This window comes from Halorubrum sp. Ea8, assembly GCF_002252925.1.
GTDB lineage: Archaea > Halobacteriota > Halobacteria > Halobacteriales > Haloferacaceae > Halorubrum.
Genome location: NZ_NHPF01000097.1, coordinates 1 through 24,979, shown reverse-complemented (window position 1 = coordinate 24,979; position 24,979 = coordinate 1). Strand labels below are relative to the sequence as shown.

23 protein-coding genes and 2 pseudogenes are annotated in these 24,979 nt (G+C 67.8%); 11 read left to right on the top strand and 14 right to left on the bottom strand.

Annotated features, from left to right (window positions below):
- Positions 1-222: 222 nt before the first annotated feature.
- Complete coding sequence (locus tag DJ74_RS10750) at positions 223-1,122, top strand: sugar phosphate isomerase/epimerase (protein WP_094527238.1); 900 nt, start codon at positions 223-225, stop codon at positions 1,120-1,122.
- Positions 1,123-1,152: 30 nt separating this feature from the next.
- Here DJ74_RS10750 and DJ74_RS10745 read toward each other — a convergent pair whose 3' ends face one another.
- The 3 genes and pseudogenes from DJ74_RS10745 to DJ74_RS19895 form a co-directional block, all read right to left on the bottom strand.
- Positions 1,153-1,752 carry a metal-dependent hydrolase gene (locus DJ74_RS10745; RefSeq protein ID WP_094527237.1) on the bottom strand — a complete coding sequence of 200 codons (600 nt, stop codon included), beginning with the start codon at positions 1,750-1,752 and terminating at the stop codon, positions 1,153-1,155.
- Between the two features lie 82 nt (positions 1,753-1,834).
- Positions 1,835-2,173, bottom strand: coding sequence for a hypothetical protein (locus DJ74_RS19900; protein ID WP_321166856.1), 339 nt, complete (start codon positions 2,171-2,173; stop codon positions 1,835-1,837).
- A gap of 451 nt (positions 2,174-2,624) precedes the next feature.
- Positions 2,625-2,900: pseudogene (locus tag DJ74_RS19895) on the bottom strand (Gfo/Idh/MocA family protein); the annotation flags it as partial.
- A gap of 432 nt (positions 2,901-3,332) precedes the next feature.
- Here DJ74_RS19895 and DJ74_RS10735 point away from each other — a divergent pair.
- From DJ74_RS10735 to DJ74_RS10725, 3 genes are read left to right on the top strand one after another with little or no spacing between them, the layout of a single operon-like run.
- Positions 3,333-3,536, top strand: a complete 204-nt coding sequence (locus DJ74_RS10735) for a hypothetical protein (RefSeq protein ID WP_094527236.1) — start codon at positions 3,333-3,335, stop codon at positions 3,534-3,536.
- Positions 3,533-4,636 carry a non-hydrolyzing UDP-N-acetylglucosamine 2-epimerase gene (wecB, locus tag DJ74_RS10730; protein WP_094527235.1) on the top strand — a complete coding sequence of 368 codons (1,104 nt, stop codon included), beginning with the start codon at positions 3,533-3,535 and terminating at the stop codon, positions 4,634-4,636. Before DJ74_RS10735 ends, wecB (DJ74_RS10730) begins: the two co-directional genes overlap by 4 nt.
- Complete coding sequence (locus DJ74_RS10725) at positions 4,633-5,922, top strand: nucleotide sugar dehydrogenase (RefSeq protein WP_094527234.1); 1,290 nt, start codon at positions 4,633-4,635, stop codon at positions 5,920-5,922. Before wecB (DJ74_RS10730) ends, DJ74_RS10725 begins: the two co-directional genes overlap by 4 nt.
- Before the next feature lie 434 nt (positions 5,923-6,356).
- Here the strand turns inward: DJ74_RS10725 and DJ74_RS10720 are convergent.
- From DJ74_RS10720 to DJ74_RS19410, 3 genes and pseudogenes are all read right to left on the bottom strand, one after another.
- Positions 6,357-7,293 (bottom strand): annotated as a pseudogene (locus DJ74_RS10720) (NAD-dependent epimerase/dehydratase family protein).
- A 1,389-nt stretch (positions 7,294-8,682) separates the two neighbouring features.
- Entirely contained in the window at positions 8,683-9,051 is a 369-nt protein-coding gene (locus DJ74_RS10715) for a hypothetical protein (protein WP_217900325.1), read from the bottom strand.
- 23 nt (positions 9,052-9,074) lie between these two features.
- A complete protein-coding gene (locus DJ74_RS19410) occupies positions 9,075-9,206 on the bottom strand; it encodes a glycosyltransferase (protein ID WP_217900324.1) in 132 nt (43 codons plus the stop codon).
- Positions 9,207-9,933: 727 nt separating this feature from the next.
- Between DJ74_RS19410 and DJ74_RS10710 the strand changes: the two genes are divergently transcribed.
- From DJ74_RS10710 to DJ74_RS10700, 3 genes are all read left to right on the top strand, one after another.
- Positions 9,934-11,112 carry a sugar phosphate nucleotidyltransferase gene (locus tag DJ74_RS10710; RefSeq protein ID WP_094527233.1) on the top strand — a complete coding sequence of 393 codons (1,179 nt, stop codon included), beginning with the start codon at positions 9,934-9,936 and terminating at the stop codon, positions 11,110-11,112.
- Entirely contained in the window at positions 11,112-12,923 is a 1,812-nt protein-coding gene (gene glmS / locus DJ74_RS10705; RefSeq protein WP_094527232.1) for a glutamine--fructose-6-phosphate transaminase (isomerizing), read from the top strand. The genes DJ74_RS10710 and glmS overlap by 1 nt, the downstream gene beginning before the upstream one ends.
- 494 nt (positions 12,924-13,417) lie before the next feature.
- Entirely contained in the window at positions 13,418-13,864 is a 447-nt protein-coding gene (locus DJ74_RS10700; RefSeq protein WP_254922166.1) for a hypothetical protein, read from the top strand.
- A 14-nt stretch (positions 13,865-13,878) separates the two neighbouring features.
- Here DJ74_RS10700 and DJ74_RS10695 read toward each other — a convergent pair whose 3' ends face one another.
- The gene (locus DJ74_RS10695; protein ID WP_094527230.1) at positions 13,879-14,391 is read right to left on the bottom strand and encodes a hypothetical protein; all 513 of its coding nucleotides are present in this window, start codon (positions 14,389-14,391) and stop codon (positions 13,879-13,881) included.
- 612 nt (positions 14,392-15,003) lie between these two features.
- On the opposite strand from DJ74_RS10695, the gene DJ74_RS10690 reads away from it, so the two are divergent.
- Positions 15,004-16,110 (top strand): glycosyltransferase family 2 protein, encoded by a 1,107-nt coding sequence (locus DJ74_RS10690; protein WP_094522232.1) that lies wholly within the window; start codon positions 15,004-15,006, stop codon positions 16,108-16,110.
- Positions 16,107-17,210 carry a non-hydrolyzing UDP-N-acetylglucosamine 2-epimerase gene (gene wecB / locus DJ74_RS10685; protein ID WP_094527229.1) on the top strand — a complete coding sequence of 368 codons (1,104 nt, stop codon included), beginning with the start codon at positions 16,107-16,109 and terminating at the stop codon, positions 17,208-17,210. The genes DJ74_RS10690 and wecB (DJ74_RS10685) overlap by 4 nt, the downstream gene beginning before the upstream one ends.
- Positions 17,211-17,241: 31 nt before the next feature.
- On the opposite strand, the gene DJ74_RS10680 is transcribed toward wecB (DJ74_RS10685), so the two are convergent.
- The 5 genes from DJ74_RS10680 to DJ74_RS10660 all read right to left on the bottom strand — a co-directional run bounded on the left by DJ74_RS10680 (position 17,242) and on the right by DJ74_RS10660 (position 20,765).
- Positions 17,242-17,487, bottom strand: a complete 246-nt coding sequence (locus DJ74_RS10680; protein ID WP_094522201.1) for a HalOD1 output domain-containing protein — start codon at positions 17,485-17,487, stop codon at positions 17,242-17,244.
- Positions 17,488-17,744: 257 nt separating this feature from the next.
- Entirely contained in the window at positions 17,745-18,698 is a 954-nt protein-coding gene (locus DJ74_RS10675) for a hypothetical protein (RefSeq protein WP_094522202.1), read from the bottom strand.
- Between the two features lie 145 nt (positions 18,699-18,843).
- Entirely contained in the window at positions 18,844-19,686 is an 843-nt protein-coding gene (locus DJ74_RS10670; protein ID WP_094527228.1) for a translation initiation factor eIF-2B, read from the bottom strand.
- Between the two features lie 427 nt (positions 19,687-20,113).
- A complete protein-coding gene (locus DJ74_RS10665; RefSeq protein WP_094522204.1) occupies positions 20,114-20,470 on the bottom strand; it encodes an RNA polymerase Rpb4 family protein in 357 nt (118 codons plus the stop codon).
- A 1-nt stretch (position 20,471) separates the two neighbouring features.
- The gene (locus DJ74_RS10660; protein WP_094522205.1) at positions 20,472-20,765 is read right to left on the bottom strand and encodes a 50S ribosomal protein L21e; all 294 of its coding nucleotides are present in this window, start codon (positions 20,763-20,765) and stop codon (positions 20,472-20,474) included.
- Between the two features lie 281 nt (positions 20,766-21,046).
- Between DJ74_RS10660 and mptA the strand changes: the two genes are divergently transcribed.
- Positions 21,047-21,976 carry a GTP cyclohydrolase MptA gene (gene mptA, locus DJ74_RS10655; RefSeq protein WP_094522206.1) on the top strand — a complete coding sequence of 310 codons (930 nt, stop codon included), beginning with the start codon at positions 21,047-21,049 and terminating at the stop codon, positions 21,974-21,976.
- A gap of 178 nt (positions 21,977-22,154) precedes the next feature.
- Positions 22,155-22,361, top strand: a complete 207-nt coding sequence (locus tag DJ74_RS10650) for a cold-shock protein (protein WP_094522207.1) — start codon at positions 22,155-22,157, stop codon at positions 22,359-22,361.
- 141 nt (positions 22,362-22,502) lie between these two features.
- On the opposite strand, the gene DJ74_RS10645 is transcribed toward DJ74_RS10650, so the two are convergent.
- Together DJ74_RS10645 and DJ74_RS10640 are read right to left on the bottom strand one after the other, a co-directional pair.
- The gene (locus tag DJ74_RS10645; RefSeq protein WP_094527227.1) at positions 22,503-23,309 is read right to left on the bottom strand and encodes a TrmB family transcriptional regulator; all 807 of its coding nucleotides are present in this window, start codon (positions 23,307-23,309) and stop codon (positions 22,503-22,505) included.
- 143 nt (positions 23,310-23,452) lie between these two features.
- A partial coding sequence (locus DJ74_RS10640) for a DUF255 domain-containing protein (protein ID WP_141212699.1) occupies positions 23,453-24,979 on the bottom strand: 1,527 nt, incomplete at its 5' end.

Below are 24,979 nucleotides of genomic sequence, written 5' to 3'. Positions count from 1 at the left end.
GTCCGCGACGCGCCTCGGTTCGGTGTCACCGCGCCCTTGTCTTTACGTTCCGGCGAGCCGGGACGCCCTGATCGGCGGTACCGACCGCCGGTTCCGAGACGGAGCGAACCGTTCCCGTTCGGACCGCGTTCGGCCGGGATTCCCGGCGGCACGCGTCCGATCGGAACGGGCGTCGTCGGTAGGTTGCCCATTACTTACCACGTTTCGCGTGAATGGCCGGCAGTGAGTCACACTGCCACGGCCGCCGTCGAGACGTCCGACGGCCCTCGACCGGCCATCCAGCTCCACACGGTCAGATCGATCGATGCGCCGCTGCCCGAACTGATCCGATACGTGGCGGACGCCGGCTACCAGGGCGTCGAGTTCGCGGGAGCGTTCCTCGATGCGGACCCCCGGGCCGTCGAGCGCGCTCTCACCGAGACCGACGTGGTCCCGGTCGCCGCCCACGTGGACCTGTCCCGCCTCGAAGACGACCTCGAACCGATCGTGGACCGGTGTCGGATCGTCGGCTGTGACCGCGTGATCGTTCCGCATCTGGGGTCGCACCTGTTTCGGACGACGGCCACCGTCGACGCCCTCGCGTCGAGGCTCGACGGCTTCGCCGAGCGGCTCGACTCTCACGGCATCGAGCTCGGCTACCACACCTCGCGGGAGCCGTTCCTCCCGCCGCTGGACCGGTTCGGGCTCGGAACGGTCTCGTCGATACCCCTCCCCGCGTTCGTCTGGAAGTCCGTCGCCGACGCCGCCGATCGGTGGCTCTTGAGGGGGAATCGGCAGCTCGATCGGACCGCGTTCAGCCAGCTCGCCTATCAGACCGATACGATGACGTTCGAGATCGACGTCGGCTGGGTCGCCGCGGGGGGGTACGATCCCGTCGAAGCGATCGAGAGCCTCGGCGACCGGCTGTCGCTGGTGCACCTCGCCGACGTTCGACAGACTCGTGTATTTCCGCCCGCGTTCCGGTCGGTCCCCCCGGGAGAGGGACTCATCGATCCCGACGAGATATTGGCCGCGGTCGACCGTTCGAACGCCGACTGGGTTATCTTCGAAGACGACGACCCCGACGACCCCGAGGCGGCGATCTGGAAGGGGATCGCGACGCTGTGCGGTCGGCCGGTTTGAACGCGGCGGCGCCGCCCTCCGCGGGCTTTCTCACCGGTGAACCGCCGTCCGCCCGCCGATCCGTACCCATCTGATGAGGAGCCGGGGACCGGGGAAGCCGTCGTGCGTCCACAGGACCAGCCCGAAGATCAGCGACCCGATCTGGAGGGCGATGACCGGCGTCAGCTCGAGCGTCGCGAGCACGCTAACGTACTCGCTGAGTAGAGTGTACACCCCGTCGAAGAAAGAGATCGTCATCCGATCGGCCGGTCGGGGACTCCCCGCGATCGGCCACAGCGCCGGCGTGGGATCGAACGCGCCCTGTGCGAGCGACACGGGAAGCACGTCGCCGGCGATATGGAACAAGTGGCCGACGCCGTACGCGGCGCCGACGGAACCGTGACCGCGGCGGTCCGCGAACAGGTAGATGGCCGCCGCCAGGGGAACCGCGACGAACGCGGAGTGCGCCAGCGCGTACCCGCTATCGAAGACCCCGAACTGCCACGCCAGCGGCTTGTCGATGAGGTCAGGGATCACGGAACCGACCGCGAGCGCGACCGTCGGCCCGTCGAGCGGCCCCTTCTGCCAGCGGAGGTGGACGTAGATCGAATAGAAGACGTACGCGAACAGCACGTGTTCCCAAGGCCACATACTCAGCGTACGTTCTCCGTCGGGAGTAACTGTCGGATCGGTCGGCGGCCGAACGCCGGTCCCGTCGCGGCCTGTGCCGGGATCATTCGGCGAGTCCACCGAGCTGGCCCGCTTCGTACATCGCTTCGAGCGGGTTGTCGTCGATCTCCAAGGGGAGGTGCGCCCGCCCGCACCGGCGCGCGGACTCCCAGCTCGCGAACGTCAGTTCGGTCCCGCGGAGGACCCGCCGGCCCGAGATGATCGGCTCCTCGCCGGCGTCGAGGCTGGCGACGAGGTGTTCGATCGCGCGCTCGTAGTGCGTCTGGGGGGCCGGCGGCCAGAGTCGGGGCCCGGGAGGTATCCGGTCGCTTTCCGCAGCGCCGCGCGCGGGAGACTCGGGCTCGGCCCGTAGACGGTTTCGTCCGTGTCGATCGCCGTCCATCCGCCGTCGGTCCGAACCCGGAGGGACTTCCCGTCTTCGCTTTGGATCTCGATGACGCCGTCCTCGCCGACGATCTGAAGGTAAGGCCCGACGACGGTGTCCCCGCCCTCGGCGGTCGAGGCGAATCCGATCGTCCCGTCCGCGTATCGCCAGTGGGCGATGGCGCGCGTCTCATTGAGCGCTCCGAACCACCGGTTCTCGTGTGAGCAATCGACCGCGGCGAGGACATTCCGCACGGGCGCCGTCGACGAAGTGGTCGCAGAGATCGAAGAGATGCGCTCCCGCGTCGAAGAGGTTCACCTCCGACCATTCGAGTCGTTTCAGCTCCCCCGATCCGTCCCGAGTCGAGCATCGACTTCGCTCTGCGGACGGGCTCGGAGAGCCGTCGCTGGTGGTCGATCGTGAGCTGAACCCCCTCGCGTTCACACACCGACGCCATGCGCTTGCAGTCGCCCCACGTCGTCGCCATCGGTTTCTCGCAGTGGACCGCCTGCATCGACGGCGCCTCCGTGCTGTCGACGACCAAGTCGGCGTGGATCGCGGGCGGGACGCAGACGCTGACGATGTCGGGCTCCGCCTCCTCGAGCATCGCCTCGTGGTCCTCGTACACGCCGTCGATGTCGTTGTGAACGGCGAACGCCTCGGCGTTCTCCCGAACGATGTCGGCACAAGCGACGATCGTGCAGTCGTCGAGTCGCTGGTAGCCCGAGGCGTGACGGTACGCCATCGCGAATCCCTCCCGATCGCGCGTCTCCGGATCCGCCCCGGTTCCGATTACTGCAACTTGGTGGCTCACTGTCGAGAGTACCGATTGACCGCTCAAGAGTATACGTCTGCTAACTGGCGGAGAAGGGCGTATGAAGCGCGTCTCCGTCCATGCGGCTGGCGGTCCCCCGGCGACGAGACCGGCAGCGGCGTCCGCAAAGGAACGCGGCTTCGACCGTGAAACGAACGCGAGCGCCAGTGAGGGAGTGCATAACAAAAGCTCTGTCAGACTCCTCTCACGGCATGTTCCACTGGCGAGTCCGCGGGCGGATCCGGACCGGGAAACGCGACACGGAGGGACAAGTATGAGACGCGGTAGATCCCGAACGGACCGATGTCGACGTTCTCACTGCGATCGAACTGAGCCCGGTCCGGACGGCGGAAGGGGGAAGTGATGGCGTTCGCGGCCCTCGGAGATCTCCTCCTACCGGTCGGCGCGCGGTTCGACGCCTCGGACGACGAGCCGCCGATCGACGACAGCCGCGATTTCGGTTCCGAGACGGACGCTTCCGACCGGACCGGTACCGGAGACCGGGAGGTCGGTGCGGTCGGGAACGGCGCGATCGCAGTCGACCGCACGGAGGCGGTTCGCCGATGACTGAAGTCGCGTTCGTCCTCGGAACCAGGCCCGAGATCATCAAGCTCTCACCGGTGATTCGCAGCTGCGACCGGCACGGCGTGGACCACGCCGTGATTCACACGGGACAGCACTACTCGGAGCGGCTCGACAGCGTGTTTTTCGACCGTCTCGGCCTGGCGGAGCCCGAGGTCAACCTCGGTGTCGGTTCGGGTCCGCACGGCGAGCAGACCGGAGAGATGCTGCGCGGCGTCGAGCGAGTCATCACGGACGTCGACCCCGACATCGTCGTCGTGCAGGGCGATACGAACAGCGCGCTCGCGGGCGCCCTCGCCGCCAGCAAAATGGATCCCGAGCTCGCCCACGTCGAGGCCGGACTCAGGAGCTTCGACCGATCGATGCCGGAGGAGACGAACCGAGTGATAGTCGACCACGTCGCCGATCACCTGTTCGCACCGACGGAGAAGAGCGAGAAGTACCTCGTTCGCGAGGGCGTCCCGGAACACCGGATCACCGTGACCGGAAACACGGTCGTCGACGCCCTCGAACGGATCCGCGACGTCGCGCGACGGGAGGCCACGGTGCTCGACGACCTCGGGCTCGCGACGGGGGGGTACCTCCTCATGACCGCACACAGACAGGAGAACGTCGACGACCCCGACCGGTTCCGGTCGCTCCTCGACGGCGCCGCCGGCGCCGGGCGAGACCACGGACTGGAGGTCGTGTACCCGATCCATCCCCGGGCTCGCGGCAAGATAGAGGAGTTCGGGCTCGACGTTCCGCCCCCCGTTCGGACGGTCGACCCGCAGGATTACCTGGATTTCGTCCGACTGCTCTCCGCGTCGGCGGCCGTGCTCACCGACTCGGGGGGCGTCCAGGAAGAGGCGTGCGTCCTCGGGGTTCCGTGCGTGACGATGCGGGACAACACGGAGCGGCCGGAGACGATAGACGCCGGAGCGAACCGACTCAGTTCGTGCGATCCGGACCGCATCCGGCGCGCGGTGACCGAGGCGCTCGACACGGACGGCGCGTGGGAGAACCCGTACGGCGACGGCGAGGCCGCGGCGCGGATACTCCGAGCGCTTCCGGTGAGCGCGGAGATCGACGAGGTGGTTCGGTGAGCCGGGTCTGCGTTCACGGCTTGGGATACATCGGGCTGCCGACGGCCGCGGTGCTCGCGAACAGCGGCCACGAGGTGGCCGGCTACGACACCGATCGGGCGGTTCGTGACAGCGTCCGGAACGCGGACGTACAGATCGACGAACCGGGCCTCGATGAGCTCCTCAGACAGGCGGTCGAGTCGGGGCGATTGACCGCCGCGGACGAGATCGCGGAAGCCCGGTACCACCTCATCTGCGTCCCGACGCCGTTCGACGAGGAGACGCGCCGACCGGGACTCGAATACGTCGACGCGGCCACGGAGGCGGTCGCTGAGGTGCTCCGCGAGGGCGACACCGTGATCCTGGAGTCGACGGTTCCGCCGGGGACGACCGAGGAGCGAGTGCGGCCCGTCCTCGAGGAGTCGGGACTCGAGGCCGGGACCGATTTCGGACTCGCGCACTGTCCCGAGACGGTTCTCCCGGGGAACATCCTCGCGGAGCTCCGCGAGAACAACCGTATCGTCGGCGGTATCGGTCCGGAGTCGACCGAGCCCGCCGTCGAGCTGTACGACTCCTTCGTCGACGGAGCGATTCGGACGGCTGAGGACCCGACGACGGCGGAGTTCGTCAAGCTCATACAGAACACGTTCAGGGACGTGAACATCGCCTTCGCGAACGAGACGGCACGTATCGCGCACGACTACGACGTCGACACCCGAGAGGCGATCGACCTCGCGAACGGACATCCGCGGGTCGATCTGCTCAGTCCCGGCCCCGGCGTCGGTGGACACTGTCTCCCCATCGACCCGTGGTTCCTGGGAGTGGGATCCGACTCGCTGGATCTGGTCCCGACCGCCAGGAGAGTCAACGACGGTATGAGCGCCTTCGTCATCGAGCTTCTCCGAGAGCTCCTCGGCGACCTCGACGGGGCGAAGATCGCCGTGCTCGGGGCCGCGTACAAGGGGAACGTCGACGACACGCGAAAGAGCCCCGGACTGGCGCTCGCGAGAGAGTTACGCGAAGGCCCGAAGACCCCGCTAGCCGCGGCCGACGGCGAGCGCCCGGACGGTCCGCGCGTCGTCGTTCACGACCCGCACGTCGAGGACCCGTCGATCGAGCTGACGGACTTCGACACCGCCGTCTCGGGAGCGGACGCGCTCGTGATCACGGCCGATCACGACGAGTTCGAGACCCTCGATCCGCGTGCGCTCCGCGAGCGGATGTCGACGCCGAACGTGGTAGATACGAAACAGATACTGCGATTACGGCGGTGGCGCGACGCCGGGTTCTCCGCCCGTCGCATCTGAGCCACCGTCCGATCCCGGTCGCGAGTGTGTGTGGGCGCGTCTGCCGTACGGGTCGATCCCGGTCGCGAGCCAGTCTCGTGCGCTCGCCCGTGCGGTCTGATCGCGGTGACGGTGCGTCCGTCCCCTCCGGGGGACCGAGATCCTCACCGAGTCGGAACGGTGTGCCTGACCGACGAGGTGTGCCATCGACTCCGTCTCGATCGCGTCGCGGAGCCGCTCGTCGATCCGTTCCGGTCGCCTATCCCATCCGTCCACGGCGGTCGTGCCGGCGTGCCACGGCGGTCGTCGGCCGTGTCCGGTGCCATGTGCCCAAATAGACGAAACGGTTGAAGGGGTATTGCGCTTCTGTCGACGTGTGTGGCATGTCAATCGAGTCGGTACTACTCACGTAGTACCACGCCGAGTAGTACCACACTGGCTCCGCCTCGCGGCGATCAGTCGTCGACGTTCGTCGACGCCAGATACGGTGAACAGACCTGCCGAACCCCCAACTCGAAGCCGATCTGGGGTTCCCACCCCGTAGCCTCGCGGATCTTCGAACAGTCCGCGCAGGTGTGGCTCACGTACACGTCCTCGGGAATCGGGTTTTCGACGTACACCGGCTCGACGTCCGTCCCCAACACGTCGTTTATCCGGTCGACGACCGTGTTGAAGGAGTACGCCTCCCCGGTCCCGAGGTTGTACACGCCGTCAAGCCCGTAGGTGCCGGCGTCGATCAGTCCGCGGACGATATCGTCGACGTGAGTGAAATCGCGCGTTTGCGTTCCGTCCCCGTACAGCTCCGGCGACCGACCGTGAGCGACGTCGTCGGCGAACTGGGCGATTACGTTGGCGTACTCCCCTTTGTGTTCCTCGGCACCGCGGTACCCCTGATAGACGGAGAAGAAGCGCATCCCGGCCATCGACATCCCGTAATGATTCGAGAAGTACTCGCCGTACCGCTCTCTGGACAGTTTCGAGGCCTCGTACGCGGTATTAACGGTGACCGGCATCTCCTCGGGACACGGCTCCGTCTGGCTCCCGTAGATGACGACGTCGACGCGTAGACCACCGTGTCACAGCCGCTCTGACGCGCCTGTTCGGCGACGTTCACGAAGCCGTCGACGTTGACCGCCGCCCCGCGACTGGGTCGTCCTCGTGCATCGCGTACGAGGAGCGGGCGGCGAGGTGGAACACGACGTCGACGTCGGTCGGCAGGTAGTCGTCGAGCACGGCGTGTTCCTCGTATCGGACGTCGCTGTCGAGATTCGCCGGCGTGCCGAGGTAGCCGTTGTCGAGGGCGATGACTTCGTTTTCCGTCGCCAGAGCGTTCGCCAGGTTCGATCGGATGAACCCGGCACCACCGGTGACAAGCACGCGCTCGTTCTGCATGGCGAGTCGTACCCCCCCTCCCCCGCGTTCAGAATACTATATCGCGCATAATCGCGGGAGCGGTACGCAGACCTGGACGAGAAGCGCGACGGTCCGGCTTTCGGCCGTACGCGCCCCTCGTCTCGTGGACGGAGCACCGCGGCTGCAGGCGGCCTCCCACCGTCGGGGGCAGCGATTCCGACGCGTGCAGCATCGTCGTCCCGAGTACCGCCGGAAATCGCTTCGAGCGGTCGCCTTCGCAAGGGTCCCGGCGTCTCCGCGCGGCCGTCGAACTCCCGTTAGATTGATAACCACTGCGCGCTTCGATCAACTCAGGGATCCCGGTCGCGAGTTAATAACCAGTTTGTGTGCCAACAAATCAGTGTTATGTGCCCGGGTCCCTGTTTAGACGGTGAGACGCATCTCTGTCATCCCGACTCGTAGGTGAGCGAGCGGAGGCGCGCGGCCGACAGCTAGACGGCGAGAAGCGCGTCCGCGGGCAGACGCTCGTGCGGAAGTCACGTCGACGAGAGCGCGAGAGACGTATCCGGACAAGCGCGTCCTCACCCACTTCAAGCAGCCGCACTACCCGTTTCTCGGAGAGACCGGGGAAGCGATGCCCACTCGGGGATCGAGTGGACGAAGCGGCTGGTCGAGGAGGGCGAGTCCTCCCGCGACGACCCGACGGTGTGGACTCTTGCCTCGGCGGGCGAACTCGACGAGGAGACCGTTCGAACCGCCTACGACGAGAACTTGGAGTTGGTCCTCCCCTACGTCGAGTAGCTCGTCGACGGAAGCGAGGGGCGGATCGTCGTCACCTCGGACCACGGCAACCTGATCGGCGAGCGGATCGCTCCCCTGGACGGGAAACGGTACAGACACCCCTAGGACACGGACGTCGACGCTCTGCGGGTATTGCCGTGGTTCGTCGTCGAGGGAAGCACCCGCCGCCGGATCGAATCGGAGCCGCCCAGAGAGAACGAGGATATCGACGGGTCCGTCGTACGGAATCGGCTATCTGATCTGGGCTACGTGGATCTCTGAGGGGACATCCGGAGACGTTCCGACCGGAATACCGCGTCGAACACGCGATTTAGATATCGGGTTGAACCGCTGTCAGCGGTCGCATTCGGCCGATTGCGCGGAGCGGCCGCCGTGCGAATCAGTACCGTCGATACTAGACGTCGACGTGACAGTCCGGGCTGTACGATTACCCGACGACGTCGAGCGAACCGTCACCGGTGACGTCAACCCCCTTCGCCTCGTACCTCGCGACGCCGCGGTCGATCTCGACGCGCTCGAACCCCTCTCCCTGTTCCGGTAGACGAACATCCGCGGGACTTCCCCGCCGTCCAGTCCCATCTCGGCGACGAGCAGGTCCGGTCGGCCGTCGCCGTCGAAGTCGGCGGCCTAGATCGTGTGTGGGTTGTACAGGTCGTCGTCTTCGCCCATTCCCGCGAGCGGGAGGCAGTCGAGTAACACCTCGCGCTCGATCAGCATCGATCCCGTCCACATCGGGAACGTCTGGAAGGCCAGCGCTTCCTCTAAGAAATCGCCGGACACGTTGGGCTTCGGGTACCATCGCTCGTCGCCCCTGAGGACGCCACAGTACGAGACGCCGACCTCCGGGCTCTCCCGAAGCACCGCTGCCGTCCTCGTCAGTTTTCCCTCCAAGAGCCTGTCGTCGTCGTCGTCGAGGAACTGGACGGACTCACCCGTCGACGACCTGATGCCGGTCGTCAACGCCGCCTTCCAGTTGCCGTTCTCCTCGCGGATCACGCCCCGAACTTCGTCGTACTGTTCTATGAGCGGCTCTGCGGCTCCTTCCCCGAGTCGTCGACGACGATCACCTCGACCGGCTTGTACTCCTGGCTCAGCGCGCTTTCGATTGCTTCCGGAAGGACATCGTTCCGGTAATAGGTGGGGATAATCACCGAAATTTTCGGAGCCATATTTCGCATTTAGAAGTCGAGTAGTTTGTTAGAAACCGTAAACTTCGAATTAATATGTTCTTTTTCAGACCAACCCGAGGGTAACAGTGATATAATTCGATTTCGTGAGCGAGCGGCCGTCCACAACGGATTCCGGCGGCTCTCGGATCGGCGGTGTACCGATCCGAACCCCGATTACGACGTTTACCGATCCGAACCCCGGATACTCAGTCCTGCGAACGCGCCTGACCGGTCGCGAACCGATCGCGCCGGATCGCACCGACCGACGGCCGGCGTTCGGTTCGCGGAGTTGCCGACGGCGGGCGGTCGATCGTCTCGACCGACGCCGACGACTTTCGCCTTCCGTGACGGTGACGCGGGGCCCGCCGACACTGCGGCCTTGTCGTACGAGGCGCACGCCGTCGACACCGCGTCGCTGTCGTCGCCGGGACCACGCGATTACGACCGTTCCGTCGCCGAGAGGGGTTCGAGACGGTGGCCGCGGTAGGACAGTCATAACGGTCAGTCGGCGTTCCCGAGTCCCGCCGTCCCGCGCGTTCGGTCGCGAAAGGTTCCGCATTACAATGCTCGCCCGTGTGACAAGGGTGGGCATGGATAGAGACGTCCTCCACGGGGCGAAAGCGCAGTCAGACGTGTGCGTCAGCGGCGTTGTCCGTCGCGCCGGCGGCCCCGTTCGTCGGGCACCGGCACGCGCCGCAGGAGTGAAGCGATGAGCGCCCTCGAACAGGCGGTCGTCCTCGCGGCCGGGGAGGGGCGGCGCGTCAGGCCGCTCACTCGCTACCAGCCGAAGCCGATGCTCCGGGTCGCCGGGCGGCCGATACTGGAGTACCCGCTCGACGCCGTGGTCGACAGCGGCGTCGACCACGTCGTCCTCGTGGTCGGCCACGGGCGGAACCGGATCCAGAACCGGTTCGAGAACTCCTACCGCGGGGTCGACCTCACCTACGTCACGCAGTCGACGCAGCTGGGGAGCGGGCACGCGCTGGAGGCCGCGGCCGACCGCGTCGACGGGGAGTTCCTCGTGGTGAACGGAGACAACGTCATCGACGAGACGATGGTGCGGGTCACCGCCGACCGGTACGCGGAGTCGGACGCCGCCGCCTGCCTCGCGGTCGTCACGTCCGACCGAACCGGCGAGTACGGCACGGTGGGCGTGAAAGACGGGGTCGTCGATCAGATCGACGAGCACGGCGACGGCGCGTCGGCGCGGATCAACGCCGGCGTATACGCGTTCGACCAATCGGTGTTCGACGCGCTCGACCGGACGGAGTACGAGGACGGAGAACGTCCGCTGACCGGCGCGATAGCCGAGCTGGACGGTCCCGCGATCGCCGCGACCCCGAACGGCGTCTGGTTCGACCCCTCCTACCCGTGGGAGCTCCTCCGAACGAACGAGCGGATCCTCTACGCCCATCCGACGCTCGCCGGCGTCACCGAACAGGTGAAGGAGTCGGCGCGGGTCCACGAGTCGGCCGTCGTCGGCGAGAACGTGCTGATCGGACCGGACTGCAAGGTGTCGGCCGGCGCCGTCGTGAAGGGCGGCACCTGTCTCCTCTCCAGTACGATCGTCGGCGAGAACGCGGTGATCGAGGGGTCGATCGTCGGGCCCGACTCCCGCGTCGGCGCGAACGCGCTGCTCCGAGACACCATCGTCGGCGGCGGCGCGACTATCGGCGACGGGACGGTATCGCCGGGGCGCTCGGCCACACTCGTCGTCGACGGGGTCGAGTACGCGGACCGTCGGCTCGGGGGCGTCGTCGCGGACCGCGCCACCGTCGGCGCCAACGTCACGATCACCCCGGGCTGTCGGATCGGGCCGCGCGGGACGGTCGCGCCGGGTATCGCGCTCCGTCGCGACGTCCCCGAGAACGCGGAGGTGGTGGCGTAATGTGCGGAATCACCGCCCGCGTCGGCGAGGGGCCCGCGATCGCGGAGCTCCTCACCGGGCTCCAGAACCTGGAGTACCGCGGCTACGACTCCGCGGGGGTCGCCACCGTGACGGCCGACGGGATCGACGTGGTGAAACACGAGGGCGAGATGGACGTCCTCTGCGACGCCGTCGACCGGTCGGCCGTCCGCGGAGCGACGGGGATCGGACACACCCGGTGGTCCACGCACGGGCCGCCGACCGACGCGAACGCGCACCCCCACACCGACTGCCTCGATCAGGTCGCGGTCGTCCACAACGGGATCATCGACAACTACGCCGAACTGAAGACGGAGTTGTCCACCCACGAGTTCACGAGCGACACCGACACCGAGGTCGTCCCGCACCTCTTAGAGGAGTTCCGCTCGGCCGGCTACGGCCCGGAGGAGGCGTTCAGACGGACGATCGATCGCCTCTCGGGAAGCTACGCCATCGCCGCGGTGTTCGAGGGCTCGGACACCGTGTTCGGCACGCGAAGCGGGTCGCCGCTCGTGCTCGGCCGCGCGTCCGACGCGTACTACCTCGCGAGCGACGTGCCGGCGTTCCTCGAGTACACCAACGAGGTGGTCTACCTCCGCGACGGCGACGTGGTCGCGATACACCCGGACGGGCACGCGATCACCGACACGGACGGGGAGCCCGTGGAGCGCTCGTTCGAGACGGTCGACTGGGACCCCAACGACGCCGGGAAGGGCGGGTACGACCACTACATGCTGAAGGAGATCCACGAGCAGCCGGCCGCGCTGCGACAGACGATCCGGGGTCGCATGGATCCGCTGGAGGGCCACGTCGAGTTCGAGGAGCTCCCCGACGACGCGTTCGACGGGATCGAGTCGGTCCACCTCGTCGCCATGGGTACCTCGCACCACGCGGCGGTGTACGCGACGACGCTGCTCGCGGACCGCGGGATGCCTGCGCAGGCGTTCCTGTCGGGGGAGTACGGGTCGAACCCGCCGCCGGTCGACGACAGCACGCTCGTCATCGCCGTCACGCAGAGCGGCGAGACCGCCGACACGCTCTCGGCGATACGGAGCATCCAGGGAACGGGCGCCCGCACGCTCGCCCTGACGAACGTGGTCGGGTCCACGATCACGCGCGAGTGCGAGCACACCGTGTACATCCGCGCGGGCCCGGAGATCGGCGTGGCCGCGACGAAGTCGTTCTCCTCGCAGATGGCGACACTGATCCTGCTCAGCGAGCGGCTGAGCTACGACACGAACGGCGCGAGCCCGCGCGAGTCGAGCGAGCTGCTCAGCTCGCTCGCGGCGCTGCCGGACGACGTCCAGCAGATCCTCGACGAGCCGGACGCAGAGTCCGTCGCCGCCGCGTACCGGGACGCCGAGTCGTACTTCTTCATCGGGAGGGGAGTCGCGCATCCGGTGGCGCTCGAGGGCGCGCTGAAGTTCAAGGAGATCACGTACGACCACGCGGAGGGGTTCTCGGCCGCCGAGCTCAAACACGGTCCCCTCGCGCTCGTCACCGAGAACACGCCGGTGTTCGCCGTCTTCACGGGACGAAACGACACCAAGACGCTGCACAACGCCAAGGAAGTGAGCGCGCGCGACGCGCCCATCATCGCCGTGAGCGCCGACAGCAACGCGAAGATCGACGACTACGCGGACCACGTGCTTCGGATCCCGGACACGCACCACGACGTCGCCGGTATCCTCGCGAACGTCCAGCTCCAGTTGGTGTCGTACATGGCGGCCGAGGAGCTCTCGCGCGCCATCGACAAGCCGCGGAACCTCGCGAAGAGCGTCACGGTCGAGTGAGGCGGTGGCCGGGCGAGCGCGCAGTCCGTCCGCGAGGGCCGACGCGCGGTCCGTCCACGGGCCGAAACGCGCGATCCGCACGCGGCGGACCCTCGGCCGGACCCTCGAGGGTCGGACGCGCGCTCACGAGCGACGGGGATTGGTCCGCCAACCGGCGTATTAACGCGTTGTTAACGGGTTTAATCGGGGGAAACGTCAGCAGGACCCGGATTCGATCCGAGTCGCGGTCGACGTTCTCATATCGAGATAACGCCGACGAGTAAGGTCATCGAGAATTAATTTCCGTATATCTAAGATAGGTGTACGAGTAACGTTGGTCGATGTCAGCGGGAAAATCAGGGTCACTCGGCAGCCAACCGACGGGGGGAACAGAACGCGATTCGTCGGAGGCGGACGTCGCTAACCTCGACGACATCGGAAAGACGTCGCGCTCGGACGGCGCGGAGTTAACCAAGGGTGAAATATTCGACCTGTTGAAGAACCGGCGGCGACGGATGGTTATCCATTTCCTACGGGAGAACGACGGCGAGTCGGTGCTAAACGACCTCGCCGAGCACATCGCTGCGGAGGAGAACGACACCACCGTCCGGCAGCTCTCCTCGGACCAGCGGAAGCGCGTCTACATCGGGCTCTACCAGTGTCACCTCCCGAAGATGGACTCGCTCGGGGTGATCGACTACGACAAGAACCGCGGGACGATCGAGCTGCAGGCGTCCGTCGCGCAGCTGTTGGAGTACATGGACCTCGACGAGGACGACCGGGAGGACGCGGAGGAGAGGGAGCGGACGTGGGCGGTCCCCGCCGTTGCGGGCTGCGTCACCGTCCTCGTCACGGCGGGCGCCGTCGGTCTCGGCCCGCTCGCCGCGGTGCCCGCCGCGACGTGGACGCTGCTCAGCGTCGTCGGCATCCTCGCGATCGTCGCCCTGCAGTACACGGGCTGACCGCGAGCGCGGGCTCAGTCGCTGACGAGCTGCGCGAGGAAGTGGTACTCCCGCTGTTTGACTTCCGTTTCGTAGTACTGGAACGCCGCGAGCAACAGCAGCGCCGCGGCGAACACGACGCTCGTCACCGGCGGGGCGATCCCTACCAACTGGACGACGGCGAGCGCGCTGCCGACGATCGCGAGCGCTCCGTAGTACACCGGCCATCGTCTGCCGGGCTCCGACTCGGTCTCCAGGATCGCTTCGACCTCTTCGATCCGGTCCGTCAGCGACACCGTCTTCGTGTCGCTGTCGTACCTGACCAGGCCGACCTCCTCGAGCTTCGGAACGTGCGTCTGGTACAGCGAGATGTAGAACCGCTTGACGATGTCGTCGTCGACCTCGTCCTCGCTCTCGGCCTCGGCCGTGTCGCTCGCGAGGTCCCGCAGCACCGCCTCGCCGCCGCGCCGGTGGAGATGGTACAGGATCAGCCGTCGCCGCGAACTACTCAACACCTCGAACACCTCGTCTTTCGTGATTTCCTCCATGGGTTCAAAACTCCGCTTCGCGCGCGGACGACGGACAGGGTTCCTGCGATTGGCTTGGCTGAATGGGTACCCAATCAACCCATACTTAGTTTGTTATCACCCCCATATCGGCGCTATTCTCTGCCTGATTGCCCGCTTCTATGCCGAGACGGCGACGAGCGAAGCGGGCCCCCCGACTCCGAGCGGTCCCCCGGATCGACGCGAGCGGATGACTGAAGCGAGGCGATCAGAGCCGAGCGTCGGTCCCGAAACGATCGCGGATCGACACGTCACGCGCAGCGGGTGATCGTCCGGGAAACGGACGAAGACGACGGAAACGCGGCGAACGACGATCGGTCGACGGCGAGGGCCGCGGCGGGCGGCTCCGCACCGGAACCGTGGGAGAATTCGAGCGATACCGGTGGGTGAGGCAGTGTATAACAAAGCCCGTGTCAGCGTCTTGTCGTGGTATGCGCCGCCGGGAGGATCCGAGCGCGGACTCGACCCGGGGACCGATACGAAGCCTCCGATAATGACAACTAGCACGCTTCGAACGAAGCGGAACCGACGGACTCTGCCCCCCCGACACGGAGCGGACCGATACGCGGACCGCGTCGAGGGGCGAGAGTGACGATGTACGACGGCAACGCCGTCGGGGTCGTCGTCCCGGCGTACAACGAGGGCGGTCACGTCGGCGAGGTGATCGAGACGATCCCCCGCTACGTCGACCGGATCTACGCGATCGACGACGCGTCGACCGACGAGACGTGGGAGGAGATACGCGAACACGCAAGGCGCCGGAACGAACGGGCGGCGACTCAAAACGGGACGGGCGGAACCGGGGAGGAGACCCGGGTGGTGCCGATCAGACACGAGCGGAATCGCGGGGCCGGCGCGGCGGTGAAGACGGGCTACGCTCGCGCGCTCGACGACGGAATGGACGTGGTCGCCGTCATGGACGGCGACGGTCAGATGGACCCCGCACACCTCGAGCGGCTCATCGAGCCGGTCGCGGCCGGCGAGGTGACGTACGCGAAGGGGAACCGGCTCCGGTCCAGCCGCGATTTCGCCTCGATGTCGCGCTGGCGGCTGTTCGGGAACCTCCTGCTCACCATGCTGACGCGCGTTTCGAGCGGCTACTGGGAGCTGTCCGACCCGCAGAACGGGTTCACGGCGATCTCAAACGAGGGACTCCAGATCGTCCGCTTCGACCGACTGTACGACCGGTACGGCTTCCTCAACGACCTCCTGTTCGCGCTAAACGTGAACCGGCAGCCGATCGCCGACGTCTCTCACCCGGCGCGGTACGGCGACGAGCGGAGCACGATCCAATACTCGACGTTCGTCCCGCGCCTCTCAGCGCTGATCGCGCGGAACTTCCTCACCCGGATCGGCCGGTCGTACGTCCTCCGGCGGTTCCATCCGCTGGCGGCGTGCTACTCGCTGGGTGCGGTCGTGCTGCTCGCCGGCGTCACCGCCGGCGGCTACTCCGTGTGGAGCGCCGGCGTCGACACGTTCCTCGGCGGAATGGTGTCGTTCGTCGTCGCGACCCTCGGGCTCCTGTTGGTGTTATTCGGGACGTGGCTCGACGTCTCGGAAAACGAGGGACTGGTTCACGACATCGGCTCGGTCGGGATCGACGGGAGCGGTCGCTTCGGGGCCGCCAACGAGGACCGAGGACTGGACGTGGCTCACGACGGCGGAACGACCGGCGACGGCACGGAGGCCGACGGGCGATGACGGAGGTCGCGTTCGTGCTCGGCACCGAGTCCGAGGCGGTCAGGCTCGCGCCCGTGATCCGGGCGTGCGAACGACGCGGCGTGGACCACGCGGTGATACACACGGGAGAGCACGGAGCCGAGACGCTCGAACGGTCGGTGTTCGACGGGTTCGACGTCCCGAGCCCCGATATCGCGCTCGACGTCGGCTCGGGCCCGCACGGGAGACAGACTGGGACGATGCTGGCCGCGATCGAGCGGGCGCTCGCGGAGACCGACCCGGCGGTCGCGGTCGTGCACGGGGACACGAACAGCGCCCTGGCCGGCGCGGTCGCCGCGAGCAAGATGCGTCCGAAGGTCGCCCACGTCGAGGCCGGGCTCCGGAGCTTCGACCGGTCGGCGCCGGCGGAGACGAACAGAGTGATCGCGGATCACGTCGCCGATTACCTGTTCGCCACGACGGAGAAGGCCCGGTGGTATCTCGTCCGCGAGGGCGTCACGGAGCTGCGGATCACCGTCACCGGGAGCACGGCGGTCGACGCCCTCGAACGCGTCCGCGACCGCTCGCGCCCGGAGCGCGAGGTGCTCGACGAGTTCGGGCTCCGAGCGGGCGGGTTCCTTCTCGTCGACGTCCGCCGGCGGGGGAACGCCGACGATCCGGGGCGCTTCCGTGCGGTTCTCGACGGCGCCGCCCGTGCCGGGAGCGCCCACGGCTTGGAGGTCGTCCGTCCGGTTCGTCCGCGTGCTCGCGAGCGCTCAGGGGAGGTCGTCCCCGACGGACCCGCCCCGGTTCGGACCGTCGAGCCGCGGCGATACGCCGCGTTCGTGCGGCTCCTGTCGGCGTCCGCGGCCGTCGTCACGGACTCGAGTTGCGTGCAGGAGGAGGCGTGTATCCTCGGGACCCCGTGCGTGACCGTGCAGAACGCCACCGAGCGGTCGGAGACGACGGAGGTTGGCGCGAATCGGCTCGGTGCGCGCGATCCCGACGGCGTCTGCCGTTCGGTGACCGAGGCGCTCGAGTCGGACGGCGAGTGGGAGAACCCCTACGGGACCGGCGGGGCCGCGGACCGCGTCCTCGGCGCGCTTCCCGTGGACGCGGAACGCGGGGAGATAGTCCGGTGAGAGCGGTCCGGCGTTCGGTTCCGGTCGCGGGTTAGCTCGGAGCGCTCGCCCGGACGGTTCGGTCCCCGGTCACGGTGACGAAGCAGCCGGCCATCCGGAAGGAGACGGAGAGGTCCATCGAGTCGCTGCGTTGGGCCTGCTCGACGAGGCGCGCGAGCGATTCGACGTCGAGGACGTCGTACAGTCGGTCGTCGATCCGTTCGGGTTCGATACCGCGTTCGTCCGCGACGGTCGTAACGATATTCCAGCAGAGGGTGTCGACGATGTCCGGTGTCATGTGCGTGGATGTATGCAACGGCTACGGGGGCATCTCCGTTGTGTCGACGTGTATGGCATGTCAATCGAGCGTGCACTACACACGTAGTATCACGTCAAGCAGTGGCGCAACGTCGGGACGGGCACGTCGGCCGCGTCGCCCCCGTCGCGGGCGCCGTCCATCTGGAGCGCCGCCCGTTCGGAGCGTCGCCCGTCCGGAGCACCGCTCGCGGTTCGCCCGACTAACCGTCTGCCCGCACTCCGTTCCGACCGCCCGGCCTACCGCCCGCCAGCCAGCCGGCTCGCGACGCCGTCCCGGTCCGAGCGTATCCGCTCCGCGAGCTCGGAGACCTGCGCCAACACGGGGTAGCGAGGCCCGTCCGTCGGCTCGTACAGGTACTCGTAGAAGGCGTGCTCCCCGTCGACGTCGACCGCGGAGTCCGGCGTCATGGGCGGGTCCGTGAGCGCCTCCTGTCGCTCGGCGGCGATCCCGTCGCACTCGCGTTCGAGCTCTTCGAGCCGCCTCCAGACGTCGATCGCCGCGTCGGTGCCGGCCCCGGAGACCCCGTCGAGGTGTTCGAGGAGCCGGCGGCGGCGGCGGTCGACGCAGGAGAGGTCGTTCTCGAACGACCGCAACGCCTCGATCTCCTCGCCGATCGCCTCGGCGAGCGAGGAGCGCGCGTCGGCCGCGTGTCGGCTCCGACTGACGAGCGCCGACTGCGCCGCCTCGGACAGGGTGCCGTTCGACGCCAGCGCCGTCGCCGTGTCGGGACCCAGCTCCGCGGCGAGGCTCTCCGGGACCGTCTCGTCGTACTCCTCCCTGTAATGCGGCACCGACATCACCGTGTCGCGGTACGCCGCCAGCACGCGCCTGAGTTTGACGTCACCGTCGGCGCGGTCGACCGTGCGAACCGCCGCCATCTGTCCGTCGAATCCCGACGGCGTCGATCCGGTCGGCGCCGGATCGAGCGCGGAGACGCGGTCAGCGAACTCCTCGAACGCGTCGCGCTCTGCGAGGACGCGCCGCTGCTCGTGCTGGCCGGCGTCGGCCGCCTCGCGGACGTACGCGAACGCGAGGAACGCCGCGAGCCCGACGACGACCGCCCCGACGACGACGGTCGGCTCGGTCGCCGCCGCGCCGACTTCACACGAGAGGGTCGTGCACTCCCCCGTCGCCGCCGGGTCCGCGCTGGGGATCCGGAAGGCGTTGGCGGAGCCCGAATACACGCTCATTGGATCCGTTAACACGGTGCACACACAAAGCACTTACGTCCGATTCACGGCGGAAAGAAGACGATCCCTCGCGCCGCTGCTGATCGGGCTCACCTGACGAGGGGGAAGGCGCGTCGGAAGCGGTCCCGAGAAGCGGACGGTCCGGCTACTCGACGACGCCGTCGTCGGTGATCACGGTGTCGATCATCCCGATCGGGGTGGCGTCGTAGCTCGGGTTCTCGATCTCGACGTCCTCGACGGGTTCGCGCATCACCTCGACGGCGTCGCGGAACTCGTTCTCGAACCGGAACTCCTCGATCGTCTTCGCGCCCGAGCCGACCGCGGTCACCGGCACCTCGAGCTCGCGCGCGGTGACGACCACGGGGAACGTTCCGATCCGGTTGTAGTAGGTGCCGCCGGTGATGCAGGTGATCCCGAGGAGGACGCGGTCGCAGTCGCGCAGGGCGTACCCCATCGCGCTGTCGACGACCATGTGGACGTCGACGCGGGGCATCCCGGCGAGGACGCGCGCCGTCTTTCGGCCGAGCGTGCGCGGGCGCGCCTCCGTGACGTAGACGGTCAGGTGCGCGCCGTCGCGGGCGGCGTTCTCGATGGACTCCAGCACCGTCGTCGAGTAGTCGTGGACCAACAGCGTGTCGCCGTCCTCGATGCGTTCGGCCGCGTTGGCGGCGGCCTCCCCCTTCGCCGTCTCGATGTCGTCGGCGACGCGGTCGATGGTCTCCTGCAGCAGCTGTTTGGCGTCCTCGACGCTGGTCGGCTCGCCGATGATGGAGCGCTCGACGTCGCGCATCGCGTTGTGAAGCGCGGCGTGAGAGGGGTTCGACCGGCGAAGCACGCCCGCGTTGTGTTCGAGGTCGCGCTCGAACTCGTCGACCGTCACGTACTCGCGGTCGAGCAGTTCCGCGAGCGCGCGCGTCGCCTTCACGGCCACCGCCGACGTGCTGTGAGTCCGCATCGCCCGGATCTCGGCGACGGTCTCGTCGATCATACAGATACCGTCGTCGCGGCCGTTCAAAGGGGTTCCGGGGTTTCGTCGGTCGATCCGAGCGAGCGGATCCGACTGGCGACGAGATCGGCGTGTTCCATCACAGACAAGTGCGGTGGCGCGTGCCTGCGAGCGGGCCACCGGCCCGCGAGGAGCACGCGCGAGGGAGTCGGCCGGCGCTCGTAAGCGCCGGCCGACTAGGCTGGGGAGGTATGAGGCTGGGTGCGGTCGCGGTCGGGGAGGACTCAAAGGGGCAGTCGCCGGCGGCTCCGTCGCCGGCTGCCAGAGGCGCGAAGCGCCTCGCGGCTGGGACTTTGGAAGTGTTCACAGTTGGAACACAGACAACTGCTTATAAGCGAGCGGCTGGTGGTTTGAAGAAGTTCCGACGATCGAAGGGGGCCGAATCCGAAACGACGTGCTCCGCGACGTCTCAGGCGTACTTCGCGACGATGTTGAGCACGTCGTCGAGCTCGTCGCCGTCGAGCGAGTAGCGCTCCTGGGCGAACACCGAGCGCAGCTCGGTGCGGTCTTCGGGGAGGAGGTCGGCGATCTTCACGGCGGTGGGGACGTCGATCTGCTCCAGTTCCGTCAGCTCCTCGACGAGCTCGCGGGACTCCTCGGCGTCGAGCCGGGCGAACCGGTTGACGTGCTCGATCGCGCGAGCGAGCTCGTAGCGGAGGTCGCGTTCCTCGTCCTGGGCGCGCTCCGCCTCGATGTCCACGAGGACCTCCTTCGCCTCGGAGACGGTGACGTACTCCTCGTCGACCTTCTCTTTGAAGATCGTCATCTCAGTTCTGCTGGGCGCTCATGTGGGCGGCGCGGACGATGAGCGTCTTCGTCTTCCCGCCGTCCGAAATCTCGACTTTGAACGCGGCGCCCTGCTTGCCCACGACGGTGCCGGTCCGGCCGTCGAAGCGCGGGTGGAAGCGACCCTCCTGCACGCTGGGGTCGATCTTGAGGTGGACCTGCGAGCCCGACTCGAACTCCTGGATGGCTCGCTGCGGCGGCGACGTGCCGCGGTCGCGCGGTTTGTTCGAGAGCTTGTCGCGGGTCGCCTTCTGGGGCCCATTGGAACTCGGCATGGTCTTGGGCTACGTTCCGCTGCCGCAGGTATAAATGGTGCGTTACGGCCGCCGCCCGAGAGCGGGTACCACACGGCGGTGGCGCCGTCGCGAGCGGGGGATCTCACGGCGACGACCGCCTTCGGATCCCCCGGCGACAGCACTTCCGACCCCCCGGCGACAGCGACCACAGAGCGGGGGGTCCGAAACGCTCCGAAACCCCCGCGACGGGCGCGAAAAGTACCCTATGGAAGACCCCCTATCGAAAGTGCTAATCCCGGGAGTTCCCTAACGAGTTTATAATGAGTCACCAGTTGCCGGACGTGCAGGCGTCGGCACCCGACGTCACCGTCGGGCTCTCGCAGGTCGGCGTCACCGGCGTGGAGAAGCTCGTCAAGCTCGCCCGCGGGGACAAACGCCCCATCGTTCTCATGGCGGAGTTCGAAGTGTTCGTCGACCTCCCGAGCGGACGCAAGGGGATCGACATGTCTCGGAACCTCGCGACGGTCGACGAGATCCTCGAAGAGATCACCCGCGAGGAGGCGTACCGCGTCGAGGACGTCTGCGGGGACGCCGCCGAGCGACTCCTTGAGAAGCACGATTACACCAGCACGGCCGAGGTGTCGATGACCGCGGAGCTCGTCACCCGCGAGGACACGCCGGCGTCCGGGATCGAGACGCAGAGCACGTCTACGATCGTCGCCAGCGCGACCGCGACCGAGGCGGGCACCCGCGAGGAGATCGGCGCGGAGGTCACCGGGATGACCGTCTGCCCCTGCTCGCAGGGGATGAGCGAGTCTCGCGCCCGCGAGAAGCTCGCCGACCTCGGCGTCGACGAGGAGACGACCGAGGAGTTCCTCGACGCCGTCCCGCAGCCGGGCCACTCTCAGCGCGGCCACGCGACGCTCACCGTCACCACCGACGGCCACCCCGACCTCGACCTCCGCGACCTGATCGACGTCGCCCGTGACTCGATGAGCGCGCGGATCTACAACATGGCGAAGCGCCCCGACGAGGACCACATGACCTACGAGGCCCACGCCGACGCGAAGTTCGTCGAGGACTGCGTCCGCGCGCTCGCCGAGGGGACGGTCGAGGAGTTCGACCACCTCCCGGACGACGCCGTGGTCCGCATGAAGCAGTCGAACGACGAGTCGATCCACCAGCACAACGCCCACGCCGAGCGCGAGGTCACGATGGGCAACCTGCGGGCCGAGCTAAACGCGCGGTAGGCGCGGACTGGCCCTCGCTCGCGGAACGGTCATGGGGTCCCGGCTCTGCTACGCTCCCCTTCTTCGGACGCGTTTCGTCCGAAACAGTTGATCACTGAAGAGTACGAGGTAAATCGAGAGCCGTGGTACCGTGACGTTCGGAAGCGTTATGCCCCAAAGGACTGTACGTTTGATTGCAATGGCAAACGGAAAAGTTGATTTCTTCAACGATACTGGCGGCTACGGTTTCATTTCGACTGACGACGGCGATCTCGACGACGACGAGGACGTGTTCTTCCACATGGAGGATGTTGGCGGTCCGGACCTCGAAGAGGGTCAGGAGATCGAGTTCGACATCGAATCGTCCCCCAAGGGACCTCGCGCGACGAACCTCGTCCGCAACTAACGACTACTTCTGCCCTCGTTTGCAGCGATGGCCGGAAGTCTGTTTTTCCAGACGCTCACACGCCTAGTCAGCGGTCGCTGTCCGTGTTGTATTGACCGGAGCTAGATCAGAGTGCGTCGGTGAGTCGTGAGTAGAGCCGACTCACCCGAACGACAGCGGATCCGACTCCGCCCACCGCGGCTCGAACTCCTCGCTCACGCTCGTCGCGAACTCCGCGTCCTTCACGTCGATCATCGCGAACGGCTCGTCCCCCGAGAGCGGGTGCGGCACTTCGATGCACACCTCGATCCCGTCGAACACGTTGAACGTGCCGTCGACGCCCGCGGTCGTTCGGACCTCGAACCCCTCCATGTTGGAGAGCTCCGCGGTGTACCGCCGACCGACGCTCCGCGGCAGCGCATCGACCGTCTCCGGCGACAGCAACACCCGTATCTCGACGCCACGCTCCAGTGCCGACTCCAACTCGGCGGCCACCTGTTCGCCGATCGTGCCGAGGTCGAAGCCGGTCGCGGGCGCCCCGACGACGACGACCATCCGGCGCTCGGCGGCCGCGATCCGCTCTAAGAGGAGGTCCGTCGCCTCCTCCGCGCCGACGGCCGCGGTCCAGAACTGGCCGTCCACCGGCTCCCCCGCGTCGAGCTCCGTCGAGAGGTCCGCGACCACCTCCTCGTACTGCTCCACCTGCGTCTCCAGCTCGCGTTTCTTCTCGTCGAGCAGGCGGTCGAGCGCGGCGTCGGGCTCGACCGCCGCGTACTTCTTCGGCCGACTGGCGGCCTGGCTCCGGACGAGGTTGTGCTGCTCCAAGCTGTTGAGCACGTCGTACACGCGTCCCATGGGGACCTCGCTGGCCCGCGAGAGGTCCTTCGCGGTCGTCGGCCCGGTGCGCAGCAGCGCGCGGTAGGCGCGCGCCTCGTACTCGGAGAGCCCCAGATCCCGGAGAGATGCCATACCATCCGATCACGCGGCATTGACATAAACACGTCGCCCGTTTACACGCGGGTGCGGTGGTGAGCGGCGCTCCGCGGCTACCGGACGATCGATCGAATCGACGCAGACGACCGAAGGCGGACGACAACGACGGATACCGCGTCCTACTCCGCAGTCTCGGCGACTCGCCGCATCAACTCGTCCGGCGTTTCCGCCGGCTCGGAGACCGCGTCGCCGGCGACGACAAGCGCCGACCCCGCGGGGACCGACCGCGGCGCCGGCGACCCCTCCGCGTGGGCGTTCGGGGCGACGACCTTCTCGTGGTCGGCGACTCGCCAGGCCGCGCGGTGGAGGTCGCTCCCCGGCTCGTCGCCGACCGCGATAACGGTGGTGCCGCGGAGCAGGCGCCCGACGAGGCTCCCATAACCGGCGACCTGCATGCCAAGCCGCTCCGTGGCCCCGGCGAACGACGCCGCGGTCTCGCGGGCGACCTCGCGGTAGCGGTCCTCGCCGGTCAGCGCGGCCAAGTCGAGTAGCGCGGTCGCCATCTCGACGTTGCCGTCGAGGGGACGGAAGGGGCGGTCGAGCAGGCCCGGCCCCGACCGCGGTCCGTCGACGAAGGAGCCGTCCACGTGAAGTCGATCGATCGCTCGGTCCGCGACCGCGCGGGCGACGTCGGCTCCATCACCGAGAACGCCGGCCGCCCGCACGTACGCGCTCACGACGCGAGCGACGTCGTCGAGCAAGTCCGACTCGCCGACCTCGTCGCTGCCGCGGTAGCGGGTCACCTCGCCGGTGTCGGCGTCGATCAGGTCGCGTTCGAGACCGTCGAGGATCCGGTCGGCGTACTTGCGGGCACGCCAGTCGTCGGTGTACGCGGCGACCGCGAGCAACGCGTCGGCCGCGAGCGCGTTCCCGCCCGCGAAGACGGTGAGGTCGCGGCGGGGCGGGTCGAGATCCGCGCGGTCGTCGGCGGGCGCGGCGTAGTAGGCGCGACCGAGCCCGGGCCCGAGGCTCCCGCCGACGCCGTAGCCGGTCCAGAGGTCGTCGGTGAGGAAGTCGACCGCGTCGGTCGCGGGCCCCAGGTACGCCTCGTCGCCGGTGTAGAGGTAGGCGTTCGCGAACGCGCGCGTGACCGCCGCGTTCGTGTCGATCGGCTTTTCGTAGGCGACGTCGCCCCAGTCGCGGGTCCCGGCGAACCGGAAGAAGCCGCCGGCGACGTCGTCGGCGAGGTGGTCGCGAACCGCGTCGAGCGTCCGGAGGGCGCGATCGCGGTCGCGCTTCAGCGCGAACTCGACGGTGCGGGGAAGCGGGAACTTCGCGTCCGTCCCCCAGCCGGCGTGCTCCTCGTCGTACTTCACCTCCACCTGCCCGGCGAGGTGGCTCTCGATCGCGTCGGTCAGCTCCCCGCGGGGCGGGAGGTCGGCGTCGAGCGCGCGCGGCACTCTCCCCCCCGAGCGCCCCTTATCGGCCCACATCTGGCGGACGGACTCCAGCACCTGCCGCATCCCGTCGACGTCGAGGTAGCCCGCGCCGGTGAGCAGTTCGCCGTCGGGCGTGAGGAACGCCGTGGTCGGAAACCCGCCCATGTTGTACCGCTCTCGCACGCGCGGGAGACGGTCGACGTCGACGCGGACCGGGACGAACCCCTCGTTGACGTTGGCGGCGATCCGGGGCTCGGCGTACGTGAC

Bases quoted from the DNA above. Each gene is read 5' to 3' on its own strand.
- DJ74_RS10745 (WP_094527237.1), bottom strand. From the start codon at position 1,752: ATGTGGCCTTGGGAACACGTGCTGTTCGCGTACGTCTTCTATTCGATC.
- DJ74_RS19900 (WP_321166856.1), bottom strand. From the start codon at position 2,173: ATGGACGGCGATCGACACGGACGAAACCGTCTACGGGCCGAGCCCGAG.
- DJ74_RS10735 (WP_094527236.1), top strand. From the start codon at position 3,333: ATGGCGTTCGCGGCCCTCGGAGATCTCCTCCTACCGGTCGGCGCGCGG.
- wecB (WP_094527235.1), top strand. From the start codon at position 3,533: ATGACTGAAGTCGCGTTCGTCCTCGGAACCAGGCCCGAGATCATCAAG.
- DJ74_RS10710 (WP_094527233.1), top strand. From the start codon at position 9,934: ATGAGCGCCCTCGAACAGGCGGTCGTCCTCGCGGCCGGGGAGGGGCGG.
- glmS (WP_094527232.1), top strand. From the start codon at position 11,112: ATGTGCGGAATCACCGCCCGCGTCGGCGAGGGGCCCGCGATCGCGGAG.
- DJ74_RS10700 (WP_254922166.1), top strand. From the start codon at position 13,418: ATGGTTATCCATTTCCTACGGGAGAACGACGGCGAGTCGGTGCTAAAC.
- DJ74_RS10695 (WP_094527230.1), bottom strand. From the start codon at position 14,391: ATGGAGGAAATCACGAAAGACGAGGTGTTCGAGGTGTTGAGTAGTTCG.
- DJ74_RS10690 (WP_094522232.1), top strand. From the start codon at position 15,004: ATGTACGACGGCAACGCCGTCGGGGTCGTCGTCCCGGCGTACAACGAG.
- wecB (WP_094527229.1), top strand. From the start codon at position 16,107: ATGACGGAGGTCGCGTTCGTGCTCGGCACCGAGTCCGAGGCGGTCAGG.
- DJ74_RS10680 (WP_094522201.1), bottom strand. From the start codon at position 17,487: ATGACACCGGACATCGTCGACACCCTCTGCTGGAATATCGTTACGACC.
- DJ74_RS10675 (WP_094522202.1), bottom strand. From the start codon at position 18,698: ATGAGCGTGTATTCGGGCTCCGCCAACGCCTTCCGGATCCCCAGCGCG.
- DJ74_RS10670 (WP_094527228.1), bottom strand. From the start codon at position 19,686: ATGATCGACGAGACCGTCGCCGAGATCCGGGCGATGCGGACTCACAGC.
- DJ74_RS10665 (WP_094522204.1), bottom strand. From the start codon at position 20,470: ATGACGATCTTCAAAGAGAAGGTCGACGAGGAGTACGTCACCGTCTCC.
- DJ74_RS10660 (WP_094522205.1), bottom strand. From the start codon at position 20,765: ATGCCGAGTTCCAATGGGCCCCAGAAGGCGACCCGCGACAAGCTCTCG.
- mptA (WP_094522206.1), top strand. From the start codon at position 21,047: ATGAGTCACCAGTTGCCGGACGTGCAGGCGTCGGCACCCGACGTCACC.
- DJ74_RS10650 (WP_094522207.1), top strand. From the start codon at position 22,155: ATGGCAAACGGAAAAGTTGATTTCTTCAACGATACTGGCGGCTACGGT.
- DJ74_RS10645 (WP_094527227.1), bottom strand. From the start codon at position 23,309: ATGGCATCTCTCCGGGATCTGGGGCTCTCCGAGTACGAGGCGCGCGCC.